Source organism: Streptomyces sp. NPDC059454, from assembly GCF_042749965.1.
In the GTDB taxonomy this organism is placed as follows: Bacteria; Actinomycetota; Actinomycetes; order Streptomycetales; family Streptomycetaceae; genus Streptomyces.
The window spans coordinates 51,837-74,418 of the sequence record NZ_JBHYVC010000023.1 but is presented as its reverse complement, the minus strand read 5'-3'; the positions used below and the strand labels follow the sequence as shown (position 1 = coordinate 74,418).

Sequence of the window (22,582 nt, the reverse complement as noted above, 5' to 3'; positions counted from 1 at the left end):
ACGGCCGTCCCCGCCGGACCGTTCCCCCTGGACCCATGACCGCAAGAGCAGAGGTGGCCGCGCCGGCGGCCCGTACGCGGCCGTACCTGATCGGCGTACGGCACCACAGTCCCGCACTGGCCGTCGCCGTGCCCCGGCTGCTGGACGCCGCGGACGCCGAGGTCGTCTGCGTCGAGCTGCCGGCCGACTTCCAGCCCTGGCTGCCGTATCTCTCCGACCCGCGCACCGCCGCGCCGGTGGCACTGACCGGCGCGTACGAGGACGGACGGCTGCACTTCTACCCCCTCGCCGACTTCTCCCCGGAACTCGCGGCGATCCGCTGGGCACGGGCACGAGGGGCGGAGGTGATCTGCTGCGATCTGCCCCTCGCGGACCCGGGGTGGTCGGCCGGCCCGGCGACCGGTGCGGAAGGGCCCGGCCCCGGCGCGGACGACCTGTGGGACCGCACCGTGGAGGCGCTGGCACCCGGCAGCGCCCCGGAGGCCGTGCGCCGGGCCGCCCTCGGCTTCGGCCGGGCGCTGCGCCGGGACCGGCGGGACCGGGGCGGGATCACGGACGTCGACCTGGCCCGCGAGGCGCACATGCGCCGGGTCGTCGCCGCCGTCGGGGAGCGCCGGGTGGCAGTGGTGACCGGCGCCTTCCACACACCCGCCCTGACCGACGCGGACAAGGGGACCTTCGACGCCGACGCCGACGCCGCTGCCGGGCCGGGCCCGTCGGTCGTCACCTCGCTCGTGCCGTACGCCTTCGCCCTGCTGGACTCACGCTCCGGCTACCCGGCCGGCATCCGGGACCCCCGCTGGCAGCAGACCGTGCTGGACGCCGGCGGCGACCCCGGCCGGATACGCGATGCGGCCGCCCGTCTCGTCACCGAGATCTGCCGGGAGATCCGCGCGTCCGGTCACACCGCGGGAACCGGTGAGGCGATCGAGACCCTGCGGCTGGCCTGCGACCTGGGCAACCTGCGCGGTCTTCCCGCACCCGGCCGGAACGAACTGCGGGAAGCGGTGACGTCCGTACTGGGCCACGGGGACCCCCTCGAACAGGTCCTGGAACCGGTGATGGTCGGCACCGGACGCGGTCGGCTCGCCCCCGGCACACCCCGCTCCGGACTCGGCCCCCGGGTGGAGGCGGAGCTGGCGTCACTGCGACTGCCCGGGCCGCACAGCCCCGCCCGCCGGGAGATCCGGCTCTCGCCCCTGCGTTCCTCCCTCGACGCCCGGCGCGAGATCCTGCTCCAGCGGCTCAAGGCGTGCGGGGTGGGCTACGCGGAGCCGGCCGCGGTGTCCGCCGCGAGGGAGGGGGCCGCTCTCACCACACGCTGGCAGGCCGCCTGGACCCCGTCGGTCGCCGCCCGGCTCGACCTGGTGGGGGACAGAGGTGTCACCGCCGCCCAGGCGGCCGACGGCACCCTCCGGGCGAACCATCGCAGGGCGTGCGACTCCGGCGGAGCCACCCCCGCCCGGGTGATCGCGCTCCTGGACGCCGCGGCCCGGTGCGCCCTGCCGGACCTGGTCGACGAGGGCCTCACGGAGGCCGCACGGGTGCTGCCCGCCGCGGCCACCCTTCCCGAACTGCTGGAAACCCTGGACCTGCTGGAGTCGATACGCCGCGCTCACCTGCCCGGCACCACACAGCGGACACGCGCCCGGGCGACAGCCCTCTCCGACGTCCTCCTGGAAGCCGCGGTCCGAGCCCTCCCGGGGCTGGCAGGCAGCGACGAGGAGGAGGACGCCGTCGCCCTCGTGACGCTGGCCGTCAGAAGCGGTGAGGACCGGCTCGGCCTGCGCCTGGACGGCGAGTTGTACGACCTCTCCCGCACCGGTTCACCGCTCGTCCAGGGAGCGGCCCTCGCCGCCCGGGTGCTGCTCGACCTCGACAGTTCCGGCCTGCTGGGCAGCAGGCCGGCCGGCTGGGTCGACTCGGCGACCACACCGGAGACCCGGCACCGGCTGGAGCGCCGGCTCACCGGACTGCTCATCGCCGCCGGACCGCTGATCGAGTCCGTGCCCACGGCCCTCGACCCGCTGCTGGAGCGCGTCGAGACGCTGAGCGACCGGGACTTCCTCGACCGGCTCACCGCCCTGCGCGGCGGCTTCCGGGCGCTCACTCCGGAAGGACGGGGACGGTTGCTGACAGCCGTGACCGGCCGCCTCGGCGACCGTCCCGACCTCCGGCTCGGCGCGCCCGCCGAACTGATCGGCCGGTGGGCCGAGGCCGACGACGCGGGACTCGCGCTGCTGAGCGAGGTGGGACTGGCGGAGCCGGCGAGTTCCGCGGTCACGGAGCCGGCCGGTTCACCGGCCCCGGGGCCGGTGAGTCCCGCGCTCACGGACACGTCCGTTCCCCACGGGCCGGTACGCACGGCGCGCGGGCCGGCGTCCGGCAGCGGCGCGGCGCGCGGGACTTCACGGCTCCGCCCCGCCGACCGCTGGCGGCTGCTGCTCGGCCGCGAGAGGGCGAAACTCCCCCCGGACCTGGTGCCTTACGCCCGGGCCCTCGACGAATTGTTCGGGCGGGACGAGGGCGCGGACGCGGGCGGCGGCGCGGACGAGGCCCTCGGCGGTGACACGGACGAGCTCACCGGTGGCCAGGACGACCCCGGTCACCCCGGCGTCCGGCACTGGGCCGAGGAACTCGAAGCGCTCTTCGGCGCGGACATCCGGGAGGAGGTCCTGGGCCGCGCCGCCGCGAACGGCCGTACGGATGTGATCGCCCACCTCGACCCGGACTCGGTCCGTCCGTCCGTGGAACTGCTGTCCGCCGTGCTGAACCTCGCCAAGGGCATGCCCGAGCAACGGATCGCGCACCTGCGGCCGCTCGTCGGACGGCTCGTCGAGGAACTCAGCCGGGAACTCGCCACCCGGCTGCGCCCCACGCTCACCGGCCTCAGCACACCACGTCCCACCCGGCGTCCCGGCGGCCGGCTCGACCTGGCCCGTACCCTGCGGGAGAACCTGGTCCACAGCCGCCGGCTGGAGGACGGCAGGGTCGAGGTCGTGCCCGAACGGCCGGTGTTCAAGACCCGCACCGCCCGGCAGAACGACTGGCGGCTGATTCTGGTCGTCGATGTGTCGGGCTCGATGGAGGCCGCGGTCATCTGGTCGGCGCTGACCGCTGCCGTACTGGGCGGCACGCCCATGCTCTCCACGCACTTCCTCACCTTCAGCACACGGGTCGTCGACCTCACCGACCGGGTCCACGACCCGCTCTCCCTGCTGCTGGAGGTGAAGGTCGGCGGCGGCACGCACATCGCCGCGGGTCTGGCGCACGCCCGCACGCTGGTGAAGGTGCCGAACCGCACGCTGATGGTGGTCGTCAGCGACTTCGAGGAAGGCTTCGGGACCGAAGGCCTGCTGACCGAGGTCGGGTCCCTGGTCGCCTCCGGTGTCCACCTGCTGGGCTGCGCCGCTCTGAGCGACGAGGGCGTCCCCCACTACTCGGTGCCGATCGCCGGGCAACTCGTCGCCGCCGGTATGCCGGTGGCCGCCCTCAGCCCCCTGTCACTCGCCCGCTGGGTGGGCGAACGCGTCCGTGGAGCAGCCTGATGAACGCTTCCCTCCCCCTCCCACCGGCCGCGCCGGAGGTGGTCGCCTCCGCGGTGGAGAGCCTGACCACGCGCCTGCGGGGCAGGCTGGACGCGGCCGTCGGGGCCCTGGCCGGCGCGTCCGTCACCACCGGGGACGGAACCTTCCGCGTCCGCTGCGGGGAGGACACCTGGGTGACCCTGGCCCCGGCACCGTCCGGCACGCTCACGAAGGCCGAACAGGTGCACTGCACCTGCCTGCTGGCCCCCCGGTGCCTGCACCGCGCGGCAGTCCTGACGGCCTGCCCGGTGGCCGCCCCGGACCACGCCGCCCCGGCCCCCCGGCCGCTCACCGCACCGGATCGCCCCACCGGGCGGGACCGTCCCCCCGCCTCCGGCGAGGAGCCCGCCCTCCCCCCGGCCACCGGCCCTTCCCCCCGGCAGGTCCGGGCCGCCTCCGCGCTCTGGACGGCGGCCGCGACGGTGCTGTCCGCCGGAACCGGCGCCGCGGGCGCGGTCGTTCAGGCCGAGTTGCTCCGCGCCGCCCACACGGCCCGCCTCGCGGGTCTCCACCGGGCGGAGGCCGACGCCCTGGACGTGGTACGCCGCTTGCGCGACGGGCGCGACCCGCGCCGTCCACGCGCCCTCACCGCGTTGGCGGCCTCTCTCCGTGAACTCCTCCTCGTGACGCACCGGTTGAAGAACGCCGATCCCGACCCGGCACTGATCGGCGCCGTCCGCCGGCACCGTCGTCCCGACGGGCCCCTGCGGCTCTACGGCGTGTGCCGAGAACCGGTCATCGGCCCCGACGGCCTCGGCGGGGTGGTCACCCACCTCACCGACGACGACGGCCACTGGTACACGCTCCCCGACGTCAAGCCCGGGGGCCCCGCCCGGGCCCGCCGGGCCGGTACCGCCCATGTCGCCATCCGGTCCTTCCTGAGCGACCACTTCCGGCTCTCCCGCGGTGGCCTGGTCCTCGCCGGCGCGGTCGTCTCCCCGGACGGCGGCCTGCTGCCGGAACCCGGGGTCCGTGCCACGTTCGCCGCCGGACGGCCCTGGCCCGCACCGGTGACGGTGGCCGACGGCGGTCTCCCGGCGGCCCTCGCGGCAGACTCCGGCAGGACCGGGTACACCGCGTCCCTGACCGTCCGCGATGTGGAGATCGTCGCCGCGGACGGCGAGGAGGTGCTGGCCCGCGTGCTGCCGGAGCACAGCGGCGCGCCCGTCCGGCTGGCCCCCGCCCACCGTCATCCCGGCCTCGCCCACACCGCCAACCTCCGGCGGCTCGGCGCCCGCCCCGGACTGCGGATCCGGGTCGTCGGCCGCCTCGATCCCGGCCGCCCCTCGACCCTCCGCCCGCTCGCCGCCGGCCCGGTACCCGGCACCGAGGCGACTCTGCGCCTCCCGCACGACTGGCAGGGCCGCGCCGACCTCGGCTACGACCAGCTGCGGGACGACCACTTCCCGCCGCACCCGCCCGTCCCGTCCGAAGCCGCACCCTCCCGCCCCGCCGCCGCCGTGGGCGACTCACCGCTCTGGCGGGTGCGCCGGCTGGTCGAGCTGGCCGTCGCGGGCGGGCGCCGGACCGCCGCCGAACACGCGCGTGACGACGATCACCGTGACCATGTGGCCGCGCTGCGCCGCAGCGGTTTCGCCGGCGGCGCGGAACTGGTCACCGCGTTCGGCGCGGCCGCCGCTCACCGCACCCGCGACGCCTTCGGCCGTCTCGACGACGGCGGCCCGGACCGGTACGCGGCCCAGTGGCTCGCCACCGCCGTCTACCTGACCGGAGCCGAAGCGGCCCTGCGCCGGGACTTCTGGCGCGGCTAGGGCGTTCACCCGGCACACCTCACGTACCGACGACCTTCACGCCGGCGCCACCGCGCCCTTCCCCGAGGTTCGCTGCTCCTGGAACACTCCTTTCACGCGCACCCCCTCAGCATCCGGCACCGCACGAGAGGCCCTCACCCATGCCCGAAGTCAACCGGCGCCGATTCCTCCAACTCGCGGGTGCTACCACGGCGTTCAGCGCGCTGTCCGCGAGCATCGAGCGGGCCGCCGCGCTGCCGGCCAACCACCGCTCGGGGTCGATCGAGGACGTCGAGCACATCGTCGTCCTGATGCAGGAGAACCGCTCCTTCGACCACTACTTCGGCAGGCTGCGCGGCGTCCGCGGCTTCGGCGACCCGCACCCGGTGACCCTGGACAGCGGCAAGTCGGTGTGGCACCAGACCAAGAGCGACGGTACGGAGGTCCTGCCCTTCCGCCCGGAGGCCGACGACCTCGGCATGCAGTTCCTGGAAGGGCTGCCGCACAGCTGGCCCGACGGCCAGGAGGCCTACCGCAACGGCAAGTACGACCGCTGGCTGCCCGCCAAGGGCACCACCACCATGGCGTACCTGACCCGTGAGGACATCCCCTTCCACTACGCGCTCGCCGACACCTTCACCGTCTGCGACGCCTACCACTGCTCCTTCATCGGCTCCACCGACCCCAACCGCTACTACATGTGGTCGGGTCACACCGGCAACGACGGGCAGGGCGGCGGCCCGGTCCTCGGCAACGACGAACTCGGCTACGACTGGACGACGTACCCCGAGCGGCTGGAGGAGGCCGGGATCTCCTGGAAGGTCTACCAGGACATCGGCGACGGCCTGGACGCGGCCGGCCACTGGGGCTGGATCTCCGACGCCTACCGCGGCAACTACGGCGACAACTCCCTGCTGTACTTCAACAAGTACCGCAATGCCCAGCCGGGCGACCCCTGGTACGACAAGGCCCGCACCGGCACCGACGTCAAGAACGGCGACGGCTACTTCGACCGGCTCCGCGCCGACGTCAAGGCCGGCCGGCTGCCGCAGATCTCCTGGATCGCCGCCCCCGAGGCCTTCTCCGAGCACTCCAACTGGCCCTCCAACTACGGCGCCTGGTACATCTCCCAGGTCCTGGACGCGCTCACCTCCAACCCGGCCGTCTGGGCGAAGACCGCCCTGTTCATCACGTACGACGAGAACGACGGCTTCTTCGACCACGTGGTGCCGCCACTGCCGCCGAAGTCGGCCGCGCAGGGCCGGTCCACCGTCGACGTCTCCCTGGACGTCTTCGAGGGCGGCGCGACCCACCGCGAGGGCTTCTACGGGCTCGGCCCGCGTGTGCCGATGCTGGTCGTCTCGCCGTGGAGCAAGGGCGGGTACGTCTGCTCGGAGACGTTCGACCACACCTCGGTCATCCGGTTCATGGAGCGCCGCTTCGGTGTCCGCGAGCCGGGCATCTCGCCGTGGCGGCGCGCCATCTGCGGCGACCTGACCTCCGCCTTCGACTTCTCCCGCAGGGACAGCCGGCCGGCCCGGCTGCCGGACACCGACGCCTACGAGCCGCCGGACCGCGAACGCCACCCCGACTACCGGCCCACGCCCCCGGCCGAGGCCGGCATGCCCCGCCAGGAGCGCGGGCTGCGCCCGGCCCGCCCGCTGAAGTACGCCCCGGCGGTGGACGGTTCCGCCGACCCGGCGACCGGGAAGTTCACGCTGACCTTCGCCTCCGGTGCCCGCGCCGGCGCCGCCTTCCTGGTCACGTCCGGCAACCGCGCCGACGGCCCCTGGACCTACACGACCGAGGCAGGCAAGGAGATGTCGGACACCTGGAACTCGGCGTACTCCGAGGGCTCGTACGACCTGACCGTGCACGGCCCGAACGGGTTCCTCCGCGTCTTCCGGGGACCGAACGGGACCGTGAGCTGTGAGGTCACCGCCCGCCACACCGGCGACGACATCCGGCTGACGTTCGTCAACGGGGGATCCGGCACGGCCCGGCTGCGGCTGGCCAACGGATACGGAGGCCGCCCCACGACCGTCACCGTCCGCCCCGGCGCCACCGTGCACCGCACCGTCGACCTGCGCACGAGCCACCGCTGGTACGACCTGACGGTCACCTCCCCGGCCGAACCGGCTTACCTGCGCCGCTTCGTGGGGCACGTCGAGAACGGCCGGCCGGGCGTCAGCGACCCGGCGATCGTCACGGACTGACCGCCGGCCGGACGGACGGGCCGGGGGTGACGTCTCAGGCCGCGCTGTCCCGCGGCCGGCGGTCCGCCACCGTCGGCCCCGCCTCCGGCAGCGGCACACCGACGGCCCGGCGGTCCTCCAAGGGAGGCCGGGCCGCCGGGACCGCGGCCAACGGGGCGAGCGGCTCCGGGACCGCCGGGGCTCCCTCGGGGCGGGGTGCCGCCCGGCTGAGCAGGAGCACGCCCCAGGAGGCGAGCGCCGCGCCGGTCAGCGCGAGCAGGATGCCCGCCGGGCCGTCGCGGAGGCGTTCGCCGAGGAGGGAGAGGCCGATCACCGCGGCCGCCAGCGGGTTCGTCAGGGTGACCACCGCGAGCGGGGCGCCCAGGCCGCCCCGGTAGGCGGTCTGGGACAGCAGCAGTCCGCCTGCCGCGAAGGCGGCCACCAGCAGCGCCACCACGACCACCTGGGCGCTGAGCAGCGGACCGGACCGGTCCGTCACCGCGACCGTCACGGTCTGGGTGAGCGCCGAGGCCACCCCGGAGGCGATGCCCGACGCGGTCGCGTGCCGCAGACCGGGCCGGGACCCCGGCCGCGACAGCAGGCCGATCAGGGACGCCGTGCCGCCCGTGACGGCCAGCGCCTCGGGCACGCTCAGTACGTCGTCGGGCGCCGGCCCGGACGCCGTCGCCAGCACCGCCGCCAGACCGGCGAGGGTGAACGCCGTACCCCGCCACTCCACCGCGCTCACCGGCCGCCCCGCGAGCCGCGCACCCAGGGGCACCGCCGCGACCAGGGTGAGGGCGCCCAGCGGCTGGACCACGGTGAGCGGCCCGTACCTCAGCGCCACCACGTGCAGCAGCGCGGCCGAGGCGTTCAGCGCGACCGCCCGCCACCAGGCGCCGTCGGCCAGCAGTCGCAGCGTGCCGGTGCCGGAGGACCGGGAGGCCAGCCGCTCCTGGGCGACCGCCGCGGCGGCGTAGGCGCCGGCGGAGACGAGGGACAGCAGGACGGCCACGGCGACGGCGCTCACCGTCCCGCCCCCGCGAGCGCCCGGTCCCGCGCCGGCACGTGCCGGGCCCGGATCCGTCCCGCCCCCGTCGCCGTGTGCCGCGGCGGGCGCAGCACCACGAGCGCGAGGCCCAGCAGCGCCGCCGCCGCGAGCGCGTCCAGCCAGAAGTGGTTCGCTGTCCCCACGATCACCAGCAGCGTCACCAGCGGGTGCAGCAGCCACAGCCACCGCCACCACGCGCGCGTGGCGACGAGCAGGCCGACCGCCACCATCAGCGCCCAGCCGAAGTGCAGTGAGGGCATCGCCGCGAACTGGTTCGCCAGCCGGTCGGTCCCCGGCGGGCCGTACACCGACGGCCCGTACACCCGCGCGGTGTCCACCAGGCCCGTGGCGGCGAGCATCCGCGGCGGGGCGAGCGGGAACACCAGGTGCAGCACCAGCGCGGCGGCGGTGACCGCCGCCAGGATCCGGCGCGCCCAGACGTAGTGGGCCGGGCGGCGCAGGTAGAGCCAGACCAGGAAGGCCGCGGTGGCCGGGAAGTGGACGACCGCGTAGTAGGTGTTCGCGAGGTGCGCGAACCCGTCGCCGTGCAGCAGCAGGGACTGCACCGCGCCCTCGCCGGGCAGGTGGAGCGCGCGCTCCAGGTCCCACACCCCGTGGCCGTTGCGGTAGGCCTCGCCGGTGTGGCCGGTCGCCGCCAGCCGCCCGAGCTTGTAGACGAGGAAGAGCCCCGCCACCAGCAGGAGTTCACGGACGAGCGGCGGGCGCGCCGCCGCGTCGGACCCCGCGGGTCCAGGCTCCTTGCGGCCATTCATCCCCCGGCCCTTTCTGTCGTGGTGCAGACGGTGCGCGCGGGTACCGACTCTCATCGATACGGGTTCGTACCGATACGCCAGTGTACCGATACGGTCGCGTACCGGTACACTGGCGTATCGATGACGTACGCCTCACTCGAAGGGCAGGGAGCCGAGCCGATGACGTCGCAGGGCGCGGACCGACCCGGGACGGCCGGAACCTCGCGCCGCTCCAAGATCACGCCGGAGCGTGAGCGGGAGTTCTTCGACGCCGTGCTGGACCAGATCCGCGAGTGCGGCTACGACGCCGTCACCATGGAGGGCGTCGCCGCCAGCACACGGTGCAGCAAGTCCACGCTGTACCGGCAGTGGCGGACCAAGCCCCGGTTCGTCGCCGCCGCCCTGCGCTCCAGCCGGCAGGCGCGGTTCGCCCGCATCGACACCGGCACCCTCGCCGGGGACCTGCGCGAGGCGGCGCGGTGCGCGGGGGAGTGGTCGCCGAAGGACACCACGCTGCTCCAGGCGCTCGGGCACGCGGTCGTCCAGGACCGGGAACTGGCGCAGGCGCTGCGCGAGGCGCTGGTCGACCCGGAGATCAGCGCGCTGGAGGAGATCCTGCGGCGCGGCGTCGAGCGCGGGGAGGTCGCGGCCGGGAACCCGGCGCTGGAGTACATCCCGGCGCAGATGTTCGGAGTGCTGCGGGTCCGGCCCATACTGGAGGGCCGCAACGCGGACGCGGACTACCTGCTCCGGTTCGTCGAGGCCGCCGTACTGCCGGCCCTCGGCCTCGCATGAGACGCAGGCCGCCGTCGACGGGATGACCGTACGGCGGCCTGACCGCGCCGCACCGTGGGGACGGGGGCGGCGCCCGTCCCGGCCGGGTGGGACACCCCTTGAGCGGAGGAGTGCCCCACCCGGCCGTCAGGCACGGGTGGTCAGACGTCCTGGCCGTTGCCGCCGCCGCCCGACGACACCTCGATGCCCTCGGTGATCTCGTCGAGGACGGACTGCTCCTGATCGGTGTCCACCCCGAAGCGGACCACGACGATCTGCTGCGGCCGCGCGGGGGACGGGAAGGCCAGCGACTGGACGTATCCGTCGGACCCCTTGCTGGTGACCGCCTTCCAGCGCACCAGATAGCCCTTCTGCCCGGCCACCGTCACGGCCTTGGACGCGAGGACGTCGTGCGAGGTGATCTTCCCGTACGCCTCACCGCCGTAGCTCTCCTCCGCGTTGGCGGAGATGTCCGCCTTGGCGACCTCCTCGGCGGTGGAGCCCCGGGTGCCGAACGCCAGGGCCGGCGCCGAGTACGCCCCGCCCTTGGTGCACGTCTTGGAGGTGTCCCCGGGGCAGTCGTACGAGTCCTTCGACGTCACCGAGGCACCCACCTGCAGCTCCTGGCCGTACCAGCCGTCCGGGATGGGCAGACTGATTCCGCTCAGCCCGTCGGTCACCGCCCCGCTCTCCACCCGCGGCGCCTCGGACCCGTCCGGCGCGGGCTCCTCGCCGCCGGAACCACCGGAACCACCGGAGTCCCCGTCCGACCCGCCGGAGCCCCCGTCCTGCCCGCCGTCCCGTCCGCCCGGCCCCTGCGAGGTCGCGGTACCGCCGCCCCCGCCGTCGTCCGTCAGCGCGTACACACCCACACCGATGCTCGCCAGGACGGCGACGGCCGCCGCCACGGCTATCCCGTTCCGCACCCTGTGCCCCCGCCCGGGCGGCGGCGGAGCGGGATGCACCGGGTAGGCCGGATACCCCGGCCCGGCCGCGCCGCCCGGCGCCGGGGGCCCCCAGGCGCCGGGCGGCCCCACCGGACGGACCTGCTCCGTCCAGGTCCTGCCGTCCCACCAGCGCTCGGTGGCCGGCCCCTCATTCGTCTGCCCGGGGTCGGGGTACCACCCGGGAGGAGTCACCTGCGTCATGCCCCCACCGTATGAGGCCTCGGTGAAAGCCGGATGAGAGAGCCCCGTCACACCCCCGCACGGACCGCCCGGCGATTGCCGTCTCCCCGCCCCTTGACAGCAGTTGACCATCAGGACCCCTGGTGAGGGGTGGTACGTGTCGATTCCCCGTGGCCGTGTCACCCGTCACGGCAACACGTGGCGCGAGGGGGCACCGCTCGGACGGCAGGAGGACTAGGCTCGAGGTCTGTACGTCATTCGGGCGACTCGGGGAGGTAGCGGGATGACGGAGGTACGGCCCCCGGCCGTCCCCTCGGCCGCGCTGTGGGAGCGCGACGAGGAAGTCGCCGCGATCGCGCAGGCCGTGGACACCCTGTGCGCGGACCGCTCCTCACCGGGCGGCCTGCTGGTGTTCCGGGGCGAGGCCGGACTCGGCAAGACCGCGCTGCTGGCCGAGACCCGCCGCATCGCCGAACAGCGCGGCTGCACCGTGTGGTCGGCCCGCGGCGGCGAGACCCTGCGCTCCGTCCCCTTCAACGTCGTGCGCCAACTCCTCCAGCCCGCGCTGGTGTCGATGCTGCCGGAGGAGGCACGCGAGTACCTCGGCGACTGGTACCACATCGCCGGCCCCGCCCTCGGCATCGCCGACCCCGGTGAGCGGCACGCCGACCCGCAGGGCGTGTGCGAGGGACTGGTCGCCGCCGTGCGCCGGCTGGCCCGCCGGGACTGGCCGCTGGTCCTGCTGATCGACGACGCGCACTGGGCCGACCAGGAGACCCTGCGCTGGCTCGCCTCCTTCGCCGAACGCCTGGCGGACCTGTCCGTCCTCGTCGTGGTCGCCCGCCGGCCCGGCGAGATCTCCGGAGCGAGCGCCCGGTACCTGGACGCCGTCGCCGCCGACCGGCCCGTCACCACCCTCAGCGCCCTCACCCCCACGGCCGCGGCCGGACTCACCCGCGCCGCGCTGGGCGGGAACGCCGACGCCGCGTTCTGCCGCGAGGTCTGGGCCGTCACCGGCGGCAATCCCTACGAGACCGTCGAACTCCTCGCCAAGGTCCAGGACAGCGAACTCGAACCCGTCGAGGCCCACGCCGGTGAACTGCGCGACCTGAACCGTTCCGCCCGCGGCGGCGGACTCGTCGCCCGCCTGGAACAGCTCGGCATAGACGCCACCCGGTTCGCCTGGGCCGCCGCCATCCTCGGCAACGACATCACCGTCGACCTGGTGGCCCGGCTCGCCACCCTGGACGTCGACGACGCCGCCCGCTGCGCCGAGCGCCTGCGCGGCGCCCGCATCCTCACCGTCCCCGACCCGTCCGCCACGGGCCGCACCGCCCCCGCCGACTTCGAGTTCGTCCATCCCCTGATCGCCACCGCCGTCTACAACTCCATCCCCGACGCGCTGCGCCGCGCCATGCACGGCATAGCCGCCCGGATCGTCACCGACTCCGGACGCGGCGCCGCCGCGGCGGCCCGGCACCTCCTCGAAGTGCACCCCGACGACGACGAGGAACTCGTCTGGCAACTGCGCGAGGCCGCCCGCGAACACCTCGCCGTCGGCGCCCCGGACGCCGCCCGCCGCTGCCTGGAACGCGCCCTGGAGGAACCGCCCCGCCCCGAGGTCCACGCGCAGGTCCTCTACGAACTGGGCTGCGCCACCTTCCTCACCGCACCCGCCCGCACCATCGGCCATCTGCGGGCCGCCCTCGGCATGCCCGGCCTCGACGGCGACCGACGGGTGGACGCCGTGGTCCGCCTCTCCCAGGCGCTGCTGCACAACGACCAGATGGAGGAGGCCGTCCGCACCGTCGAGGCGGAGGCCGCCCGGCTGGAACCCGGCCCCGCACAGATGCGGCTGCGGACCGTGCAGTTCATGTGGGAGGGCATCCACGCCGGCGAGGCCGTCTCACCCGGCCGCTCCGAACGGCTGGCCGAACTCGCCGCCACCTGCACCGGCCGGGACAACTCCGAACGCGCGCTGCTCATCGTGCGCGGCTTCGACGCCATGATGCGCGGCGAGAACGCCGAGGAGATCGTCGAGATCTGCGACCGCGCCCTCGTCAACGGCCGCCTCGCCCCCGGCCTCGGCTGGACCGACTCCGAGTGGGGCGTCGAGCTGCTGCTGATGCTGGCCGATGCCTACGTCTACACCGACCGCCTGGACCGCGCCGAAAGCCTCTACCACGAGGGCCTGCGGGCCTACGAGACCGCCGGCTGGAGCGGCGGCCACCTCGCCCTGGCCCACGCCTATGTGGGCCTCGCGCACCGCAGGCGGGGCCGGCTGGAGGCGGCGGAGTCGGCACTGCGCGAGTCCCTGCGCCTGGCCGAGCGCGTCGGCCGCGGACTGCCCCTGTACTGGACGGCGACCTGCAATCTCGTCGACACCCTGCTCGCCCGCGGTCATGTCGACGAGGCCTGGGAGGTGGCCGAACGGCACGACTTCGCGCCGCCCTACCCGTCCACCATCGTGCTGCCCGATCCACGCTCCGTGCGTGGCCGGCTGCTGCTCGCCGTCGGCCGCGTCCAGGAGGGCGTCAACGAACTGGAGGCGGCTCAGAAGGCGGCGGCCGCGCGCGGCCACCACAATCCGGTGCACGTCTTCTGGGCCGCCGACCTCGCCCGCGCCCTCGCCACCGAGGACCCCGCCCGTGCCGCCCGGCTCGCCGTCGACGTCCGCCGGCAGGCCGAACGCTTCGGCACGGACACCGCCATAGGGGAGGCCCTGCGCGTGGCCGCCGCCCTGGAGACCGGCCGGCGCGCGGTCCGCCTCGCCGGCCAGGCGGTCACCTTCCTGGAGTCCTCCCCCTGCCAGTACGAACACGCCGTGGCCCGCGTCGAGTACGGCATCCTCGCCCGTTCCGTCCCCGATCTCGAACGCGGTCTCGCCCTGGCCCGTTCCTGCGGCGCGGACGGCCTGGTGAAGCGGGCCAGGGAGGAGCTCGGGACGGGCGTGGGACCGCGCTAGCTGTATTGCCCTGAGAGGTTGGGGACGTCCCCGGCTACCCGTCCTCCTCCGCCAGCACCCGCCGGGCCGTCGCGAACGCCGAGTTCGCCGCCGGGACCCCGCAGTACACGGCCGTCTGGAGCAGCACCGCCCCGATCTCCTCGGGGGTGAGCCCGTTGCGCCGGGCCGCGCGGACATGCATCGCGAGCTCGTCGTAGTGGCCGTGCGCGACCAGCGCCGTGAGCGTGATCATGCTGCGTTCGCGGCGGGTGAGGGTCGGGTCGGTCCAGATCTCGCCCCAGGCGTAGCGCGAGATGAAGTCCTGGAAGCGTGCCGTGAACGGCGTCTGCCGGGCTTGCGCCCGGTCCACGTGCGGGTCGCCCAGCACCTCCCGGCGCACCTCCATGCCGCGCCGGGCAGTTCCGTCGAAGTGCGCCCGCAGCGCGGTCAGCACCGCCTCCGGACGCTGGGCCGGCGCCAGGTGCGAGGCGCCCGGGATCTCCACGAGCGCGGCGTCCGGCACCGCGTCCGCGATCTCCCGCAGATGCTCGGGCGGCGTCGCCGGGTCCTCCCGGCCGGCCACCAGCAGCGTCGGCACGGACACCTCCGCCAGGCGGTCCCGCAGATCGAACGCCGCCAGCGCGTCGCAGCAGGCGGCGTACGCCTCCGGGTCGGCCTCCCGGTGGTCCCGGACCAGCCCCGGCACGGTGAACCCGGACGCGAACCACCGGGCGTCCGCGTCCTCGGCGAGGCCGGCGAGCCCCTCGCTCCGCACCCGCGCCGCCCGCTCCTCCCACGGCTTCGCGCCGTTGAAGTGCGCCGAGGAACAGATCACGGCCAGCGAGGACAGCCGGTCCGGATGGTGCACGGCCAGATGCAGCCCCACCGCACCGCCCAGCGAGACGCCCGCGTACGCGAACCGCTCGATGCCGAGCGCGTCGGCGAGCGCGAGCACAAGACCGGCGAGGTCGCCGACGGTCGCACCGGGACCGATCAGTCCCGCCGCCGAACCGCCGTGCCCCGGCAGGTCCCAGCGGACCACGCGGTGCGCGGCAGACAGCTCGGGAGCCACCTTGTCCCACAGGGCGTACGAGGTGCCGAGCGAGGGGCCGAGCAGCAGCGGGGGCGCGGAAGCGGGGCCTTCTTCCGCATGGTTGAGAAGTCGGTCGGTCAACGTCGCTCCAGAGCACGGTCGGTGAGGGTTCCGGCGGAGCCGGTGTAACGGGCGGGGTCGATGAGGGAGGAGACGTCGATCCCCTTCAACTCCTCTTCCGCGAGGAGTAGTTCACCGAGGTCACGCCCCTCCTGGTACGCCCGCCGGGCCAGCTCCGTGAGCAGCTCCTTCGCGCGGGCGCGGCCGAGGACCGGCGCCAGCTCGGCGGACAGCCGCTCGGAGACGATCAGTCCATGGGTGAGCCGGAGGTGTTCGGCCATGACCTTTGGACGCACCCGCAGCCCCTCGGTCAGTTCGGCCGCGTCGCGGGCGGCACCGCCCACCAGGCGGAGCAGGTCCCTCAGCGGTTCCCATTCGGCGTGCCAGGCGCCGGCCGGCCGCTCGTCCTCGGCCACCAGTGAGCCGTACAGCGTCGCCGCGAGCTGTGGTGCGCGCCGCGCCGCCGCCGCGATCAGCGTCGAGCGCACCGGGTTCGCCTTGTGCGGCATGGCCGAGGAGCCGCCGCCGCTGCCCTCGGCGACCTCGGCGATCTCCGTGCGCGAGAGGGTGAGGACGTCCACGGCGAGCTTGCCCAGCGCGCCGGCGGCGAAGGCGAGACAGCCGGCGAGATCGGCGACCGGCGTGCGGAGCGTGTGCCAGGGCAACAGGGTTTCGGCGAGCCCGAGTTCACGGGCGTACGCGCCCGGCAGCGCGGTGGCGTCCTCGGCCCCGTACGCGGAGAAGGCCGCCAGTGTTCCGGCCGCACCGCCGAGTTGGGCGGGCAGGGAGCCGCGTACCGCCGTCACCCGGTCCCGCGCGTCCAGCACCAGCGACCGCCACCCGGCCGCCTTCAGCCCGAACGTCGTCGGTACGGCGTGCTGGGTCAGCGTCCGGCCCGGCATCGGCGTGTCACGGTGCTCGGCGGCCAGTTCGGCCAGGGCCCGCCGGCAGCGGTCGAGGTCGGCGAGGACCGGTCCCAGGGCGCGGTGGGCGACCAGCATCATGGCCGTGTCCATCACGTCCTGGCTGGTCGCCCCCCGGTGCACGTACGGGCCGTGTTCCGCGCCGACCGCCCGGGTCAGGTCCGCGACCAGCGGGATCACCGGATTCCCGCCGCCCCGCGCCCGCACCGCGAGGGACGCGATGTCGAAACCGCCGGGATCGGCCGCCTCCGTCACCGCCGTCGCGGCCTTCGCCGGGGCGAGCCCCAGTGCGGCCTGGGCGCGGGTCAGCGCGGCCTCCGCGTCGAGCAGCGCCCGCAGGAACGCCGCGTCCGCCGTCTCGGCGGCGGCCGGGGAACCGGCCCACCCGGGGGCGAGCAGACCGGTGTCGGAATCGGCTGATGTCACCGGAACTCCAGGAAGACCGTCTCGCCCTCGCCCTGAAGGCGGATGTCGAAACGATACGTGCCGTTGCCCTGGTCCTTCGCGACCAGCGTGTCGCGGCGGCCGGTGGCGAGCCGGGACAGCAGCGGGTCCGCCGCCAGCGCCGCCTCGTCACCCGGCAGGTAGATCCGGGTGAACAGGTGCACCAGCAGACCCCGCGCGAACACGCACACACTGAGATACGGCGCGTTCCCCCCGCGCGCTCCGGGGCGCAGCGTACGGGCGTACCAGTGGCCGTTCGCGTCGGTCTGGATCCGCCCGAAGCCGGTGAACTCCACGCCGTTGCGGCCGAGGAAGCCGCCCGTCGCCGGATCGCGCCGCATCGAGCCGTCGACCCGGGGCACGTTGCCGTCCGGGTCCGGGCCCCACAGCTCCAGGAAGGCGTCCGGCAGCGGGTCCCCGTCGCCGTCGTACACGTAGCCCTGCAGGGCGATGGTGTCCGGGTGGCCGACGGGAGCGATGTCGCCGCCGCCGGGGAAGGGCAGGGCGTGGCCGTAGAAGGGGCCGACCGTGTGCGACGGGGTGGGCAGCACGGTCTCCGGACGAGTGGTGTCGATCTTCGTCATGGCGGGTCAGCGCCCCTCTTCCATCCAGGTGGCCCGCGGTCCGTCGAGCACGATGTCCCAGTGGTAGCCCATCGAGAACTCCGGCACCGACAGGTTGTGGTCGTACGTCGCGATCAGCCGCTGCCGTGCGGCGTCGTCCGTCACCGACTGGATGATCGGGTCGTAGGGGAAGAGCGGATCGCCGGGGAAGTACATCTGCGTCACCAGCCGCTGGGTGAACGCCGTGCCGAAGACGGAGAAGTGGATGTGGGCGGGCCGCCAGGCGTTGAGGTGCTGGCGCCACGGGTAGGGGCCCGGCTGGACGGTGGTGAAGTGGTAGCGGCCCTCGTCGTCGCTGAGGGTGCGGCCCACGCCGGTGAAGTTCGGGTCCAGCGGGGCGTCGTGCTGCTCGCGCTGGTGGGCGTAGCGGCCCGCCGAGTTGGCCTGCCAGATCTCGACGAGCTGGCCGCGGACCGGGCGCCCGTCGCGGTCCAGCAACCGGCCGGAGACGGTGATGCGCTCACCGATCGGCTCACCGGTGTGCTGCCGGGTGAGGTCGTTGTCGATCCCGGTGATGTCCCGCTCCCCGAACGCGGGGGAGGACAGCTCCACCAGCTCGGGGTCCTTGGTGACGTCGATGGTGATCGGGGGCTGCTTCGGGTGGCGCAGCACCGAGGAGCGGTACGGCGCGTAGTCGCGGCGCGGCTGGTGCTCGACGGGCGCGCCGTCGGCGACCCGCTTCTCGTACGCGGCGTGCTCGGCCGCGATCTCGGCGTCGATGTCGGCTTGAGTGAGTACGTCGGTCACGACAGTCCCTCCCCGAGGGCGAGTTCGGCTCCGGTCTTGGCGGTGATCTCCTCGGTGGTGACACCGGGAGCGGTCTCGACGAGGACGAGCCCGTCGTCGGTGACGTCGAGGACGCCGAGGTCGGTGATGATCCGGTCCACGCACGCCTTGCCGGTCAGCGGCAGCGCGCACTCCGCCACGATCTTCGGCGAGCCGTCCTTCGCGGTGTGGGTCATCACCACGATCACCGTGCGGGCGCCGTGGACCAGGTCCATCGCGCCGCCGATGCCGGTGACGAGTTTGCCGGGTATCGCCCAGTTGGCCAGGTCGCCGCGCCCGGACACCTGCATGGCGCCGAGGACGGCGACGTCGATGTGCCCGCCGCGGATCATCGAGAACGACAGCGCCGAGTCGAAGAAGGAGGCGCCGGGAAGGACGGTGACGGTCTCCTTCCCGGCGTTGATCAGGTCGGGATCGACGGCGTCCTCAGGGGGATAGGGGCCGGTGCCCAGGATGCCGTTCTCGCTCTCCAGCACCACCTCGACACCGGCCGGGAGGTGGTTGGGGATCAGCGTGGGCAGGCCGATGCCGAGATTGACGTACTGGCCGTCGCGCAGTTCCCGGGCCGCCCGCGCGGCCATCTCTTCCCGTGTCCAGGCCATCAGCCGCTCACCGTCCGCCGCTCGATCTTCTTGTCCGCCGCCTGCCCGGGCGTGAGGGCGACCACCCGCTGCACGAAGACGCCCGGCAGGTGCACGGCGTCCGGCTCGATCTCCCCGGGCTCGACCAGCTCCTCCACCTCGGCGACGGTGACCTTGCCCGCCATCGCCGCGAGGGGGTTGAAGTTGCGGGCGGACTTGCTGAACACGAGGTTCCCGTGCCGGTCGCCCTTCGCCGCCCGCACCAGCGCGTAGTCGGTGCGGATGCCGCGCTCCAGCACGTACTGGGTGCCGTCGAACTCCCGGACCTCCTTCGCGGGCGAGGCGAGGGCCACCCCGCCGGAGCCGTCGTAGCGCCAGGGCAGTCCGCCCTCGGCGACCTGCGTGCCCACCCCGGCCGGGGTGTAGAACGCCGGGATGCCGGCGCCCCCGGCGCGCAGCCTTTCGGCGAGCGTGCCCTGCGGGATCAGCTCCACCTCCAGCTCACCGGCCAGGTACTGCCGCGCGAACTCCTTGTTCGCGCCGATGTAGGAACCGGTCACCCGGGCGATCCGGCCCGCCGCCAGCAGCACCGCGAGCCCGCACTCCATCGCCCCGCAGTTGTTCGAGACGACCGACAGACCGTCGACCCCCCGCTCGTACAGCGCCTGGATCAGCACGTTCGGCACACCGCTGAGGCCGAAGCCGCCCACCGCCAGTGACGCGCCGTTCGGCACGTCAGCCACCGCCTCCGCAGCCGAGGCGACCACCTTGTCCATCCGAGGAATCCCGTCCTTTCCGGGCGACCCGACCGAGTTAGTCAGGGCACTGAGTATTTCCGCGAGATCGGCCTCACGCTGCCATCGAGGAGGCCGGGACGTCAATACCCTGCACATTCACGCGTCGAACGGCACATGAGGGCACGGCGAAGACGCGCCTGTGCGGGTATTGTTCAGTGCACCAACGAAAACGACTGGGGAGCGCACATGGCCGCGGTGGACCTCACCACCCATCCCGGGCACCTCGCCCGGCGGCTCCAGCAGGCGCACCACCTGCTGTGGAACACGATGGTCTCCGAGGAGATCACCTCGCCGCAGTTCGCGGTCCTCAACGCGCTCGTCGCCGAGCCGGGCCTGGACCAGCGCACCGTGGGGGAGCGGGTCGGCCTCGACCGGTCCACCATCGCCGAGGTGATCGGCCGGCTCATCCGGCGCGGGCTGCTGGACAAGGTCCGCGATCCGCAGGACGGCCGCCGCTTCCTGCTGCGCCTCACCGACGACGGCGTGCGCACCCACCGCAGACTGACGGTGCGCACCGCGCGGATGAACCAGGTCTTCCTGGCCCCGCTCGACGCCGACGAGCAGGCGCTCTTCATCGGCCTGATCCGGCGGGTGGCGGACGCGGCCGAAGGACTGCGTGACCCGTCCCCCTCCCTGGCCGTCCCGCGCTGACCGGACCGGCGGGGCCGTTCAGGCCGTCTGTACGTAGACCACCCACACCTGGCCGCGCGCGAAGTTCATCCGTCCGCCCTCCTCGGTGGTGAACGCGGTGCCGTCCTGCGCGGCCGGACGGTCCCAGCGTGCTTCGTACACGCGTCCGCCGCGCAGCACGGTGGCCTCCCCGGAGCCCACCGTCTCGGTGTACGGGGTGTTGTTGCCCAGGAAGTCCCGGAACTCGGAGCGGCGCACGGTCACGTACTGCACGACGACCGTCGCGGGCGCCAGCCGTTCGCCGCCCGCGGTGAGCGCCGGGGCGCCGTCCGTCGAGACCAGCCAGCGGTCGCGGTCGCCGGACCAGGTGAAGGTGAAGCGGGCCGCCGGATGACGCACCGTGACCTCGTCCTCGGGCCTGCCGTCCGCGGGCGGCGGGCCGAAGCGGAAGCCGGTGGTCAGGGCGGCCTCGCCGGGCGGGCCGTCCATCAGCCGTTCCGGCCGCAGATACAGGTTGTACGGGGCGGGCCGGTCCGTGCCCCGTACGAAGGCACCGGGCGCCGACTCGGGTGTCACCGCTTCCAGCGGCGCCCGGTCGATCAGCGGCAGCAGCTTGCCCTGCGCCCCGGAGAAGGCCAGGACCGGCCGGTCGAACTGGCGCAGCAGCTCCAGATCGGACTCCCGGGCGCTGCGCACCGGCCCGACGGATTCGGGGAGCCGGGTGGCGTACACCGCCATCAGCCGGCTCAGTCCGCCCTCCACCTGCTCGACGTACACCACGTCGGCGGCGTCCAGGCCCGTCTGCGGCCGGGCGGCGGGAGCGTTGTCGATCTTCACGGCGAGCACCGGAGGGCCCTTCGGCCCTGTCTCCCGCGACTGAGCCGGTGACTGCCGGGGCGATCCGCGCCCGTCGTCGCGCGGCCCGTCCGACACCGTGCAGCCCGCGGCCAGCCCGGCCGCGAGCACCGCGGCCACCAGTGCCCTCGCCCTCGTGCCGCGCCGTCGGCGCGCCCCTCGGCGCGCCCCTCGCTCCGTGCCCACCGTCGCCACCGCGCCCGCCTCGTGTCATCCGTTGTCTTAATTGTGCGCTTTTCTGATTATCGCTGGACATAGCCGATCGGAGGAGCTCCCGCGCGGTGGCTTCCGCCGATCGGCTCAGCGACCGGCGGTTCGGCACACGGCCGCTCGGGTACCCGGACGCCCACCGCACGAGCGACACACCGGCCATCACGGAGGGAGCGGGCGGCGATGAGGGCACTGACCTGGCAGGGAAAGCGGGACGTGAGGGTGGAGAACGTGCCCGATCCCCGGATCGAGGAGCCGACGGACGCGGTCATCCGCATCACCTCCACCGGACTGTGCGGATCCGATCTGCATCTGTACGAGGTCCTCACCCCGTTCATGACCCCGGGCGACATCCTCGGCCACGAGCCGATGGGCATCGTCGAGGAGGTCGGCGCGGCGGTGCCCGACCTCCAGGTCGGCGACCGGGTCGTGGTGCCGTTCCAGATCGCCTGCGGCAACTGCTGGATGTGCCTCACCGGACTGCCCACCCAGTGCGAGACCACCCAGGTCAGCGCCGAGGGCATGGGAGCGGCGCTCTTCGGCTACACCCGGCTGTACGGCGCGGTACCGGGCGCCCAGGCCGAGTACCTGCGGGTCCCGCAGGCCCAGTACGGCCCGATCAAGGTGCCCGAGGGGCCCTCCGACGACCGGTTCGTCTACCTCTCCGACGTGCTGCCCACCGCCTGGCAGGCGGTCGCGTACGCCGGTGTTCCGCAGGGCGGCAGCGTCGCCGTGCTCGGGCTCGGCCCCATCGGCGACATGGCCTGCCGGATCGCCCAGGTCAAGGGCGCCGGGCGGGTGTTCGGCGTGGACCTGGTCCCCGAGCGGCTGAACAGGGCGCGCGAGCGGGGCGTGGAGACCTTCGACCTGCGCTCCTTCGACGACGAGAAGGAACTCGTCGCCGCGATCCGCGACCAGACCGACGGCCGCGGCCCCGACGCCGTGATCGACGCCGTCGGCACCGAGGCGCACGGCAGCGCGGCGGCCCGCATGGTGCAGAACGCCTCGGCGCTGCTGCCCCGCAAACTCAGCGGCCCGATGGCGGAACGCTTCAGCGTCGACCGGCTCGCCGCCCTGCACACCGCGATCGAACTGGTGCGGCGCGGCGGCACCATCTCGATCAGCGGCGTCTACGGCGGCATGGCCGACCCGATGCCCATGCTGACCCTGTTCGACAAGCAGATCCAGATGCGCATGGGCCAGGCCAACGTACGCCGCTGGAGCGACGAGATCATCCCCTACCTCACCGACGAGGACCCGCTCGGCGTCGACGACTTCGCCACCCACCGCGTGCCGCTCGACGAGGCGCCGCGGGCCTACGACATGTTCCAGAAGAAGCAGGACGGTGCGGTCAAGGTGCTGATCAAGCCCTGACTCCGGGCCGGGTCGGGAAGCCGGG

The 22,582-nt window shown here is 74.1% G+C and carries 17 protein-coding genes; 7 read left to right on the top strand and 10 right to left on the bottom strand.

Going from position 1 to position 22,582, the window contains the following annotated elements:
• The first annotated feature begins 35 nt into the window (after positions 1-35).
• The 3 genes from ACFXAE_RS18145 to ACFXAE_RS18135 all read left to right on the top strand — a co-directional run bounded on the left by ACFXAE_RS18145 (position 36) and on the right by ACFXAE_RS18135 (position 7,554).
• Positions 36-3,548, top strand: coding sequence for a DUF5682 family protein (locus tag ACFXAE_RS18145; protein ID WP_384715290.1), 3,513 nt, complete (start codon positions 36-38; stop codon positions 3,546-3,548).
• Positions 3,548-5,359: a hypothetical protein gene (locus ACFXAE_RS18140; RefSeq protein WP_384715287.1), complete on the top strand. Its 1,812-nt coding sequence runs from the start codon at positions 3,548-3,550 to the stop codon at positions 5,357-5,359. Before ACFXAE_RS18145 ends, ACFXAE_RS18140 begins: the two co-directional genes overlap by 1 nt.
• Before the next feature lie 140 nt (positions 5,360-5,499).
• On the top strand, positions 5,500-7,554 hold the full coding sequence (locus ACFXAE_RS18135; RefSeq protein WP_384715284.1) for a phosphocholine-specific phospholipase C: 2,055 nt from the start codon (positions 5,500-5,502) through the stop codon (positions 7,552-7,554).
• Between the two features lie 34 nt (positions 7,555-7,588).
• On the opposite strand, the gene ACFXAE_RS18130 is transcribed toward ACFXAE_RS18135, so the two are convergent.
• Both ACFXAE_RS18130 and ACFXAE_RS18125 read right to left on the bottom strand, forming a co-directional pair.
• Positions 7,589-8,563, bottom strand: a complete 975-nt coding sequence (locus ACFXAE_RS18130; protein ID WP_384715281.1) for a hypothetical protein — start codon at positions 8,561-8,563, stop codon at positions 7,589-7,591.
• Complete coding sequence (locus ACFXAE_RS18125) at positions 8,560-9,357, bottom strand: phosphatase PAP2 family protein (RefSeq protein ID WP_384715278.1); 798 nt, start codon at positions 9,355-9,357, stop codon at positions 8,560-8,562. The genes ACFXAE_RS18130 and ACFXAE_RS18125 overlap by 4 nt, the downstream gene beginning before the upstream one ends.
• A gap of 159 nt (positions 9,358-9,516) precedes the next feature.
• Between ACFXAE_RS18125 and ACFXAE_RS18120 the strand changes: the two genes are divergently transcribed.
• A complete protein-coding gene (locus ACFXAE_RS18120) occupies positions 9,517-10,131 on the top strand; it encodes a TetR/AcrR family transcriptional regulator C-terminal ligand-binding domain-containing protein (protein WP_384715359.1) in 615 nt (204 codons plus the stop codon).
• A 140-nt stretch (positions 10,132-10,271) separates the two neighbouring features.
• Here the strand turns inward: ACFXAE_RS18120 and ACFXAE_RS18115 are convergent, their stop codons facing one another.
• Entirely contained in the window at positions 10,272-11,258 is a 987-nt protein-coding gene (locus ACFXAE_RS18115) for a DUF2510 domain-containing protein (protein WP_384715275.1), read from the bottom strand.
• 262 nt (positions 11,259-11,520) lie between these two features.
• Between ACFXAE_RS18115 and ACFXAE_RS18110 the strand changes: the two genes are divergently transcribed.
• Positions 11,521-14,202: an ATP-binding protein gene (locus tag ACFXAE_RS18110; RefSeq protein ID WP_384715272.1), complete on the top strand. Its 2,682-nt coding sequence runs from the start codon at positions 11,521-11,523 to the stop codon at positions 14,200-14,202.
• A 34-nt stretch (positions 14,203-14,236) separates the two neighbouring features.
• On the opposite strand, the gene pcaD is transcribed toward ACFXAE_RS18110, so the two are convergent.
• From pcaD to ACFXAE_RS18080, 6 genes are read right to left on the bottom strand one after another with little or no spacing between them, the layout of a single operon-like run.
• Positions 14,237-15,355, bottom strand: a complete 1,119-nt coding sequence (pcaD, locus tag ACFXAE_RS18105) for a 3-oxoadipate enol-lactonase (protein ID WP_384715269.1) — start codon at positions 15,353-15,355, stop codon at positions 14,237-14,239.
• Entirely contained in the window at positions 15,352-16,683 is a 1,332-nt protein-coding gene (gene pcaB, locus ACFXAE_RS18100; RefSeq protein ID WP_384715266.1) for a 3-carboxy-cis,cis-muconate cycloisomerase, read from the bottom strand. Before pcaB ends, pcaD begins: the two co-directional genes overlap by 4 nt.
• Positions 16,680-17,285 carry a protocatechuate 3,4-dioxygenase subunit alpha gene (gene pcaG, locus ACFXAE_RS18095; protein WP_384715263.1) on the bottom strand — a complete coding sequence of 202 codons (606 nt, stop codon included), beginning with the start codon at positions 17,283-17,285 and terminating at the stop codon, positions 16,680-16,682. The genes pcaB and pcaG overlap by 4 nt, the downstream gene beginning before the upstream one ends.
• Positions 17,286-17,291: 6 nt before the next feature.
• Positions 17,292-18,071, bottom strand: coding sequence for a protocatechuate 3,4-dioxygenase subunit beta (gene pcaH, locus ACFXAE_RS18090; protein ID WP_384715260.1), 780 nt, complete (start codon positions 18,069-18,071; stop codon positions 17,292-17,294).
• Complete coding sequence (locus ACFXAE_RS18085) at positions 18,068-18,712, bottom strand: CoA transferase subunit B (protein WP_384715257.1); 645 nt, start codon at positions 18,710-18,712, stop codon at positions 18,068-18,070. The genes pcaH and ACFXAE_RS18085 overlap by 4 nt, the downstream gene beginning before the upstream one ends.
• Positions 18,712-19,467 carry a CoA transferase subunit A gene (locus tag ACFXAE_RS18080; protein WP_384715254.1) on the bottom strand — a complete coding sequence of 252 codons (756 nt, stop codon included), beginning with the start codon at positions 19,465-19,467 and terminating at the stop codon, positions 18,712-18,714. Before ACFXAE_RS18080 ends, ACFXAE_RS18085 begins: the two co-directional genes overlap by 1 nt.
• Before the next feature lie 207 nt (positions 19,468-19,674).
• Between ACFXAE_RS18080 and ACFXAE_RS18075 the strand changes: the two genes are divergently transcribed.
• Positions 19,675-20,139 carry a MarR family winged helix-turn-helix transcriptional regulator gene (locus tag ACFXAE_RS18075; RefSeq protein ID WP_384715251.1) on the top strand — a complete coding sequence of 155 codons (465 nt, stop codon included), beginning with the start codon at positions 19,675-19,677 and terminating at the stop codon, positions 20,137-20,139.
• A gap of 18 nt (positions 20,140-20,157) precedes the next feature.
• Here the strand turns inward: ACFXAE_RS18075 and ACFXAE_RS18070 are convergent, their stop codons facing one another.
• A complete protein-coding gene (locus ACFXAE_RS18070; RefSeq protein WP_384715248.1) occupies positions 20,158-21,159 on the bottom strand; it encodes a DUF3048 domain-containing protein in 1,002 nt (333 codons plus the stop codon).
• 207 nt (positions 21,160-21,366) lie between these two features.
• Between ACFXAE_RS18070 and ACFXAE_RS18065 the strand changes: the two genes are divergently transcribed.
• Complete coding sequence (locus tag ACFXAE_RS18065) at positions 21,367-22,557, top strand: zinc-dependent alcohol dehydrogenase (protein WP_384715245.1); 1,191 nt, start codon at positions 21,367-21,369, stop codon at positions 22,555-22,557.
• Positions 22,558-22,582: the final 25 nt, after the last annotated feature.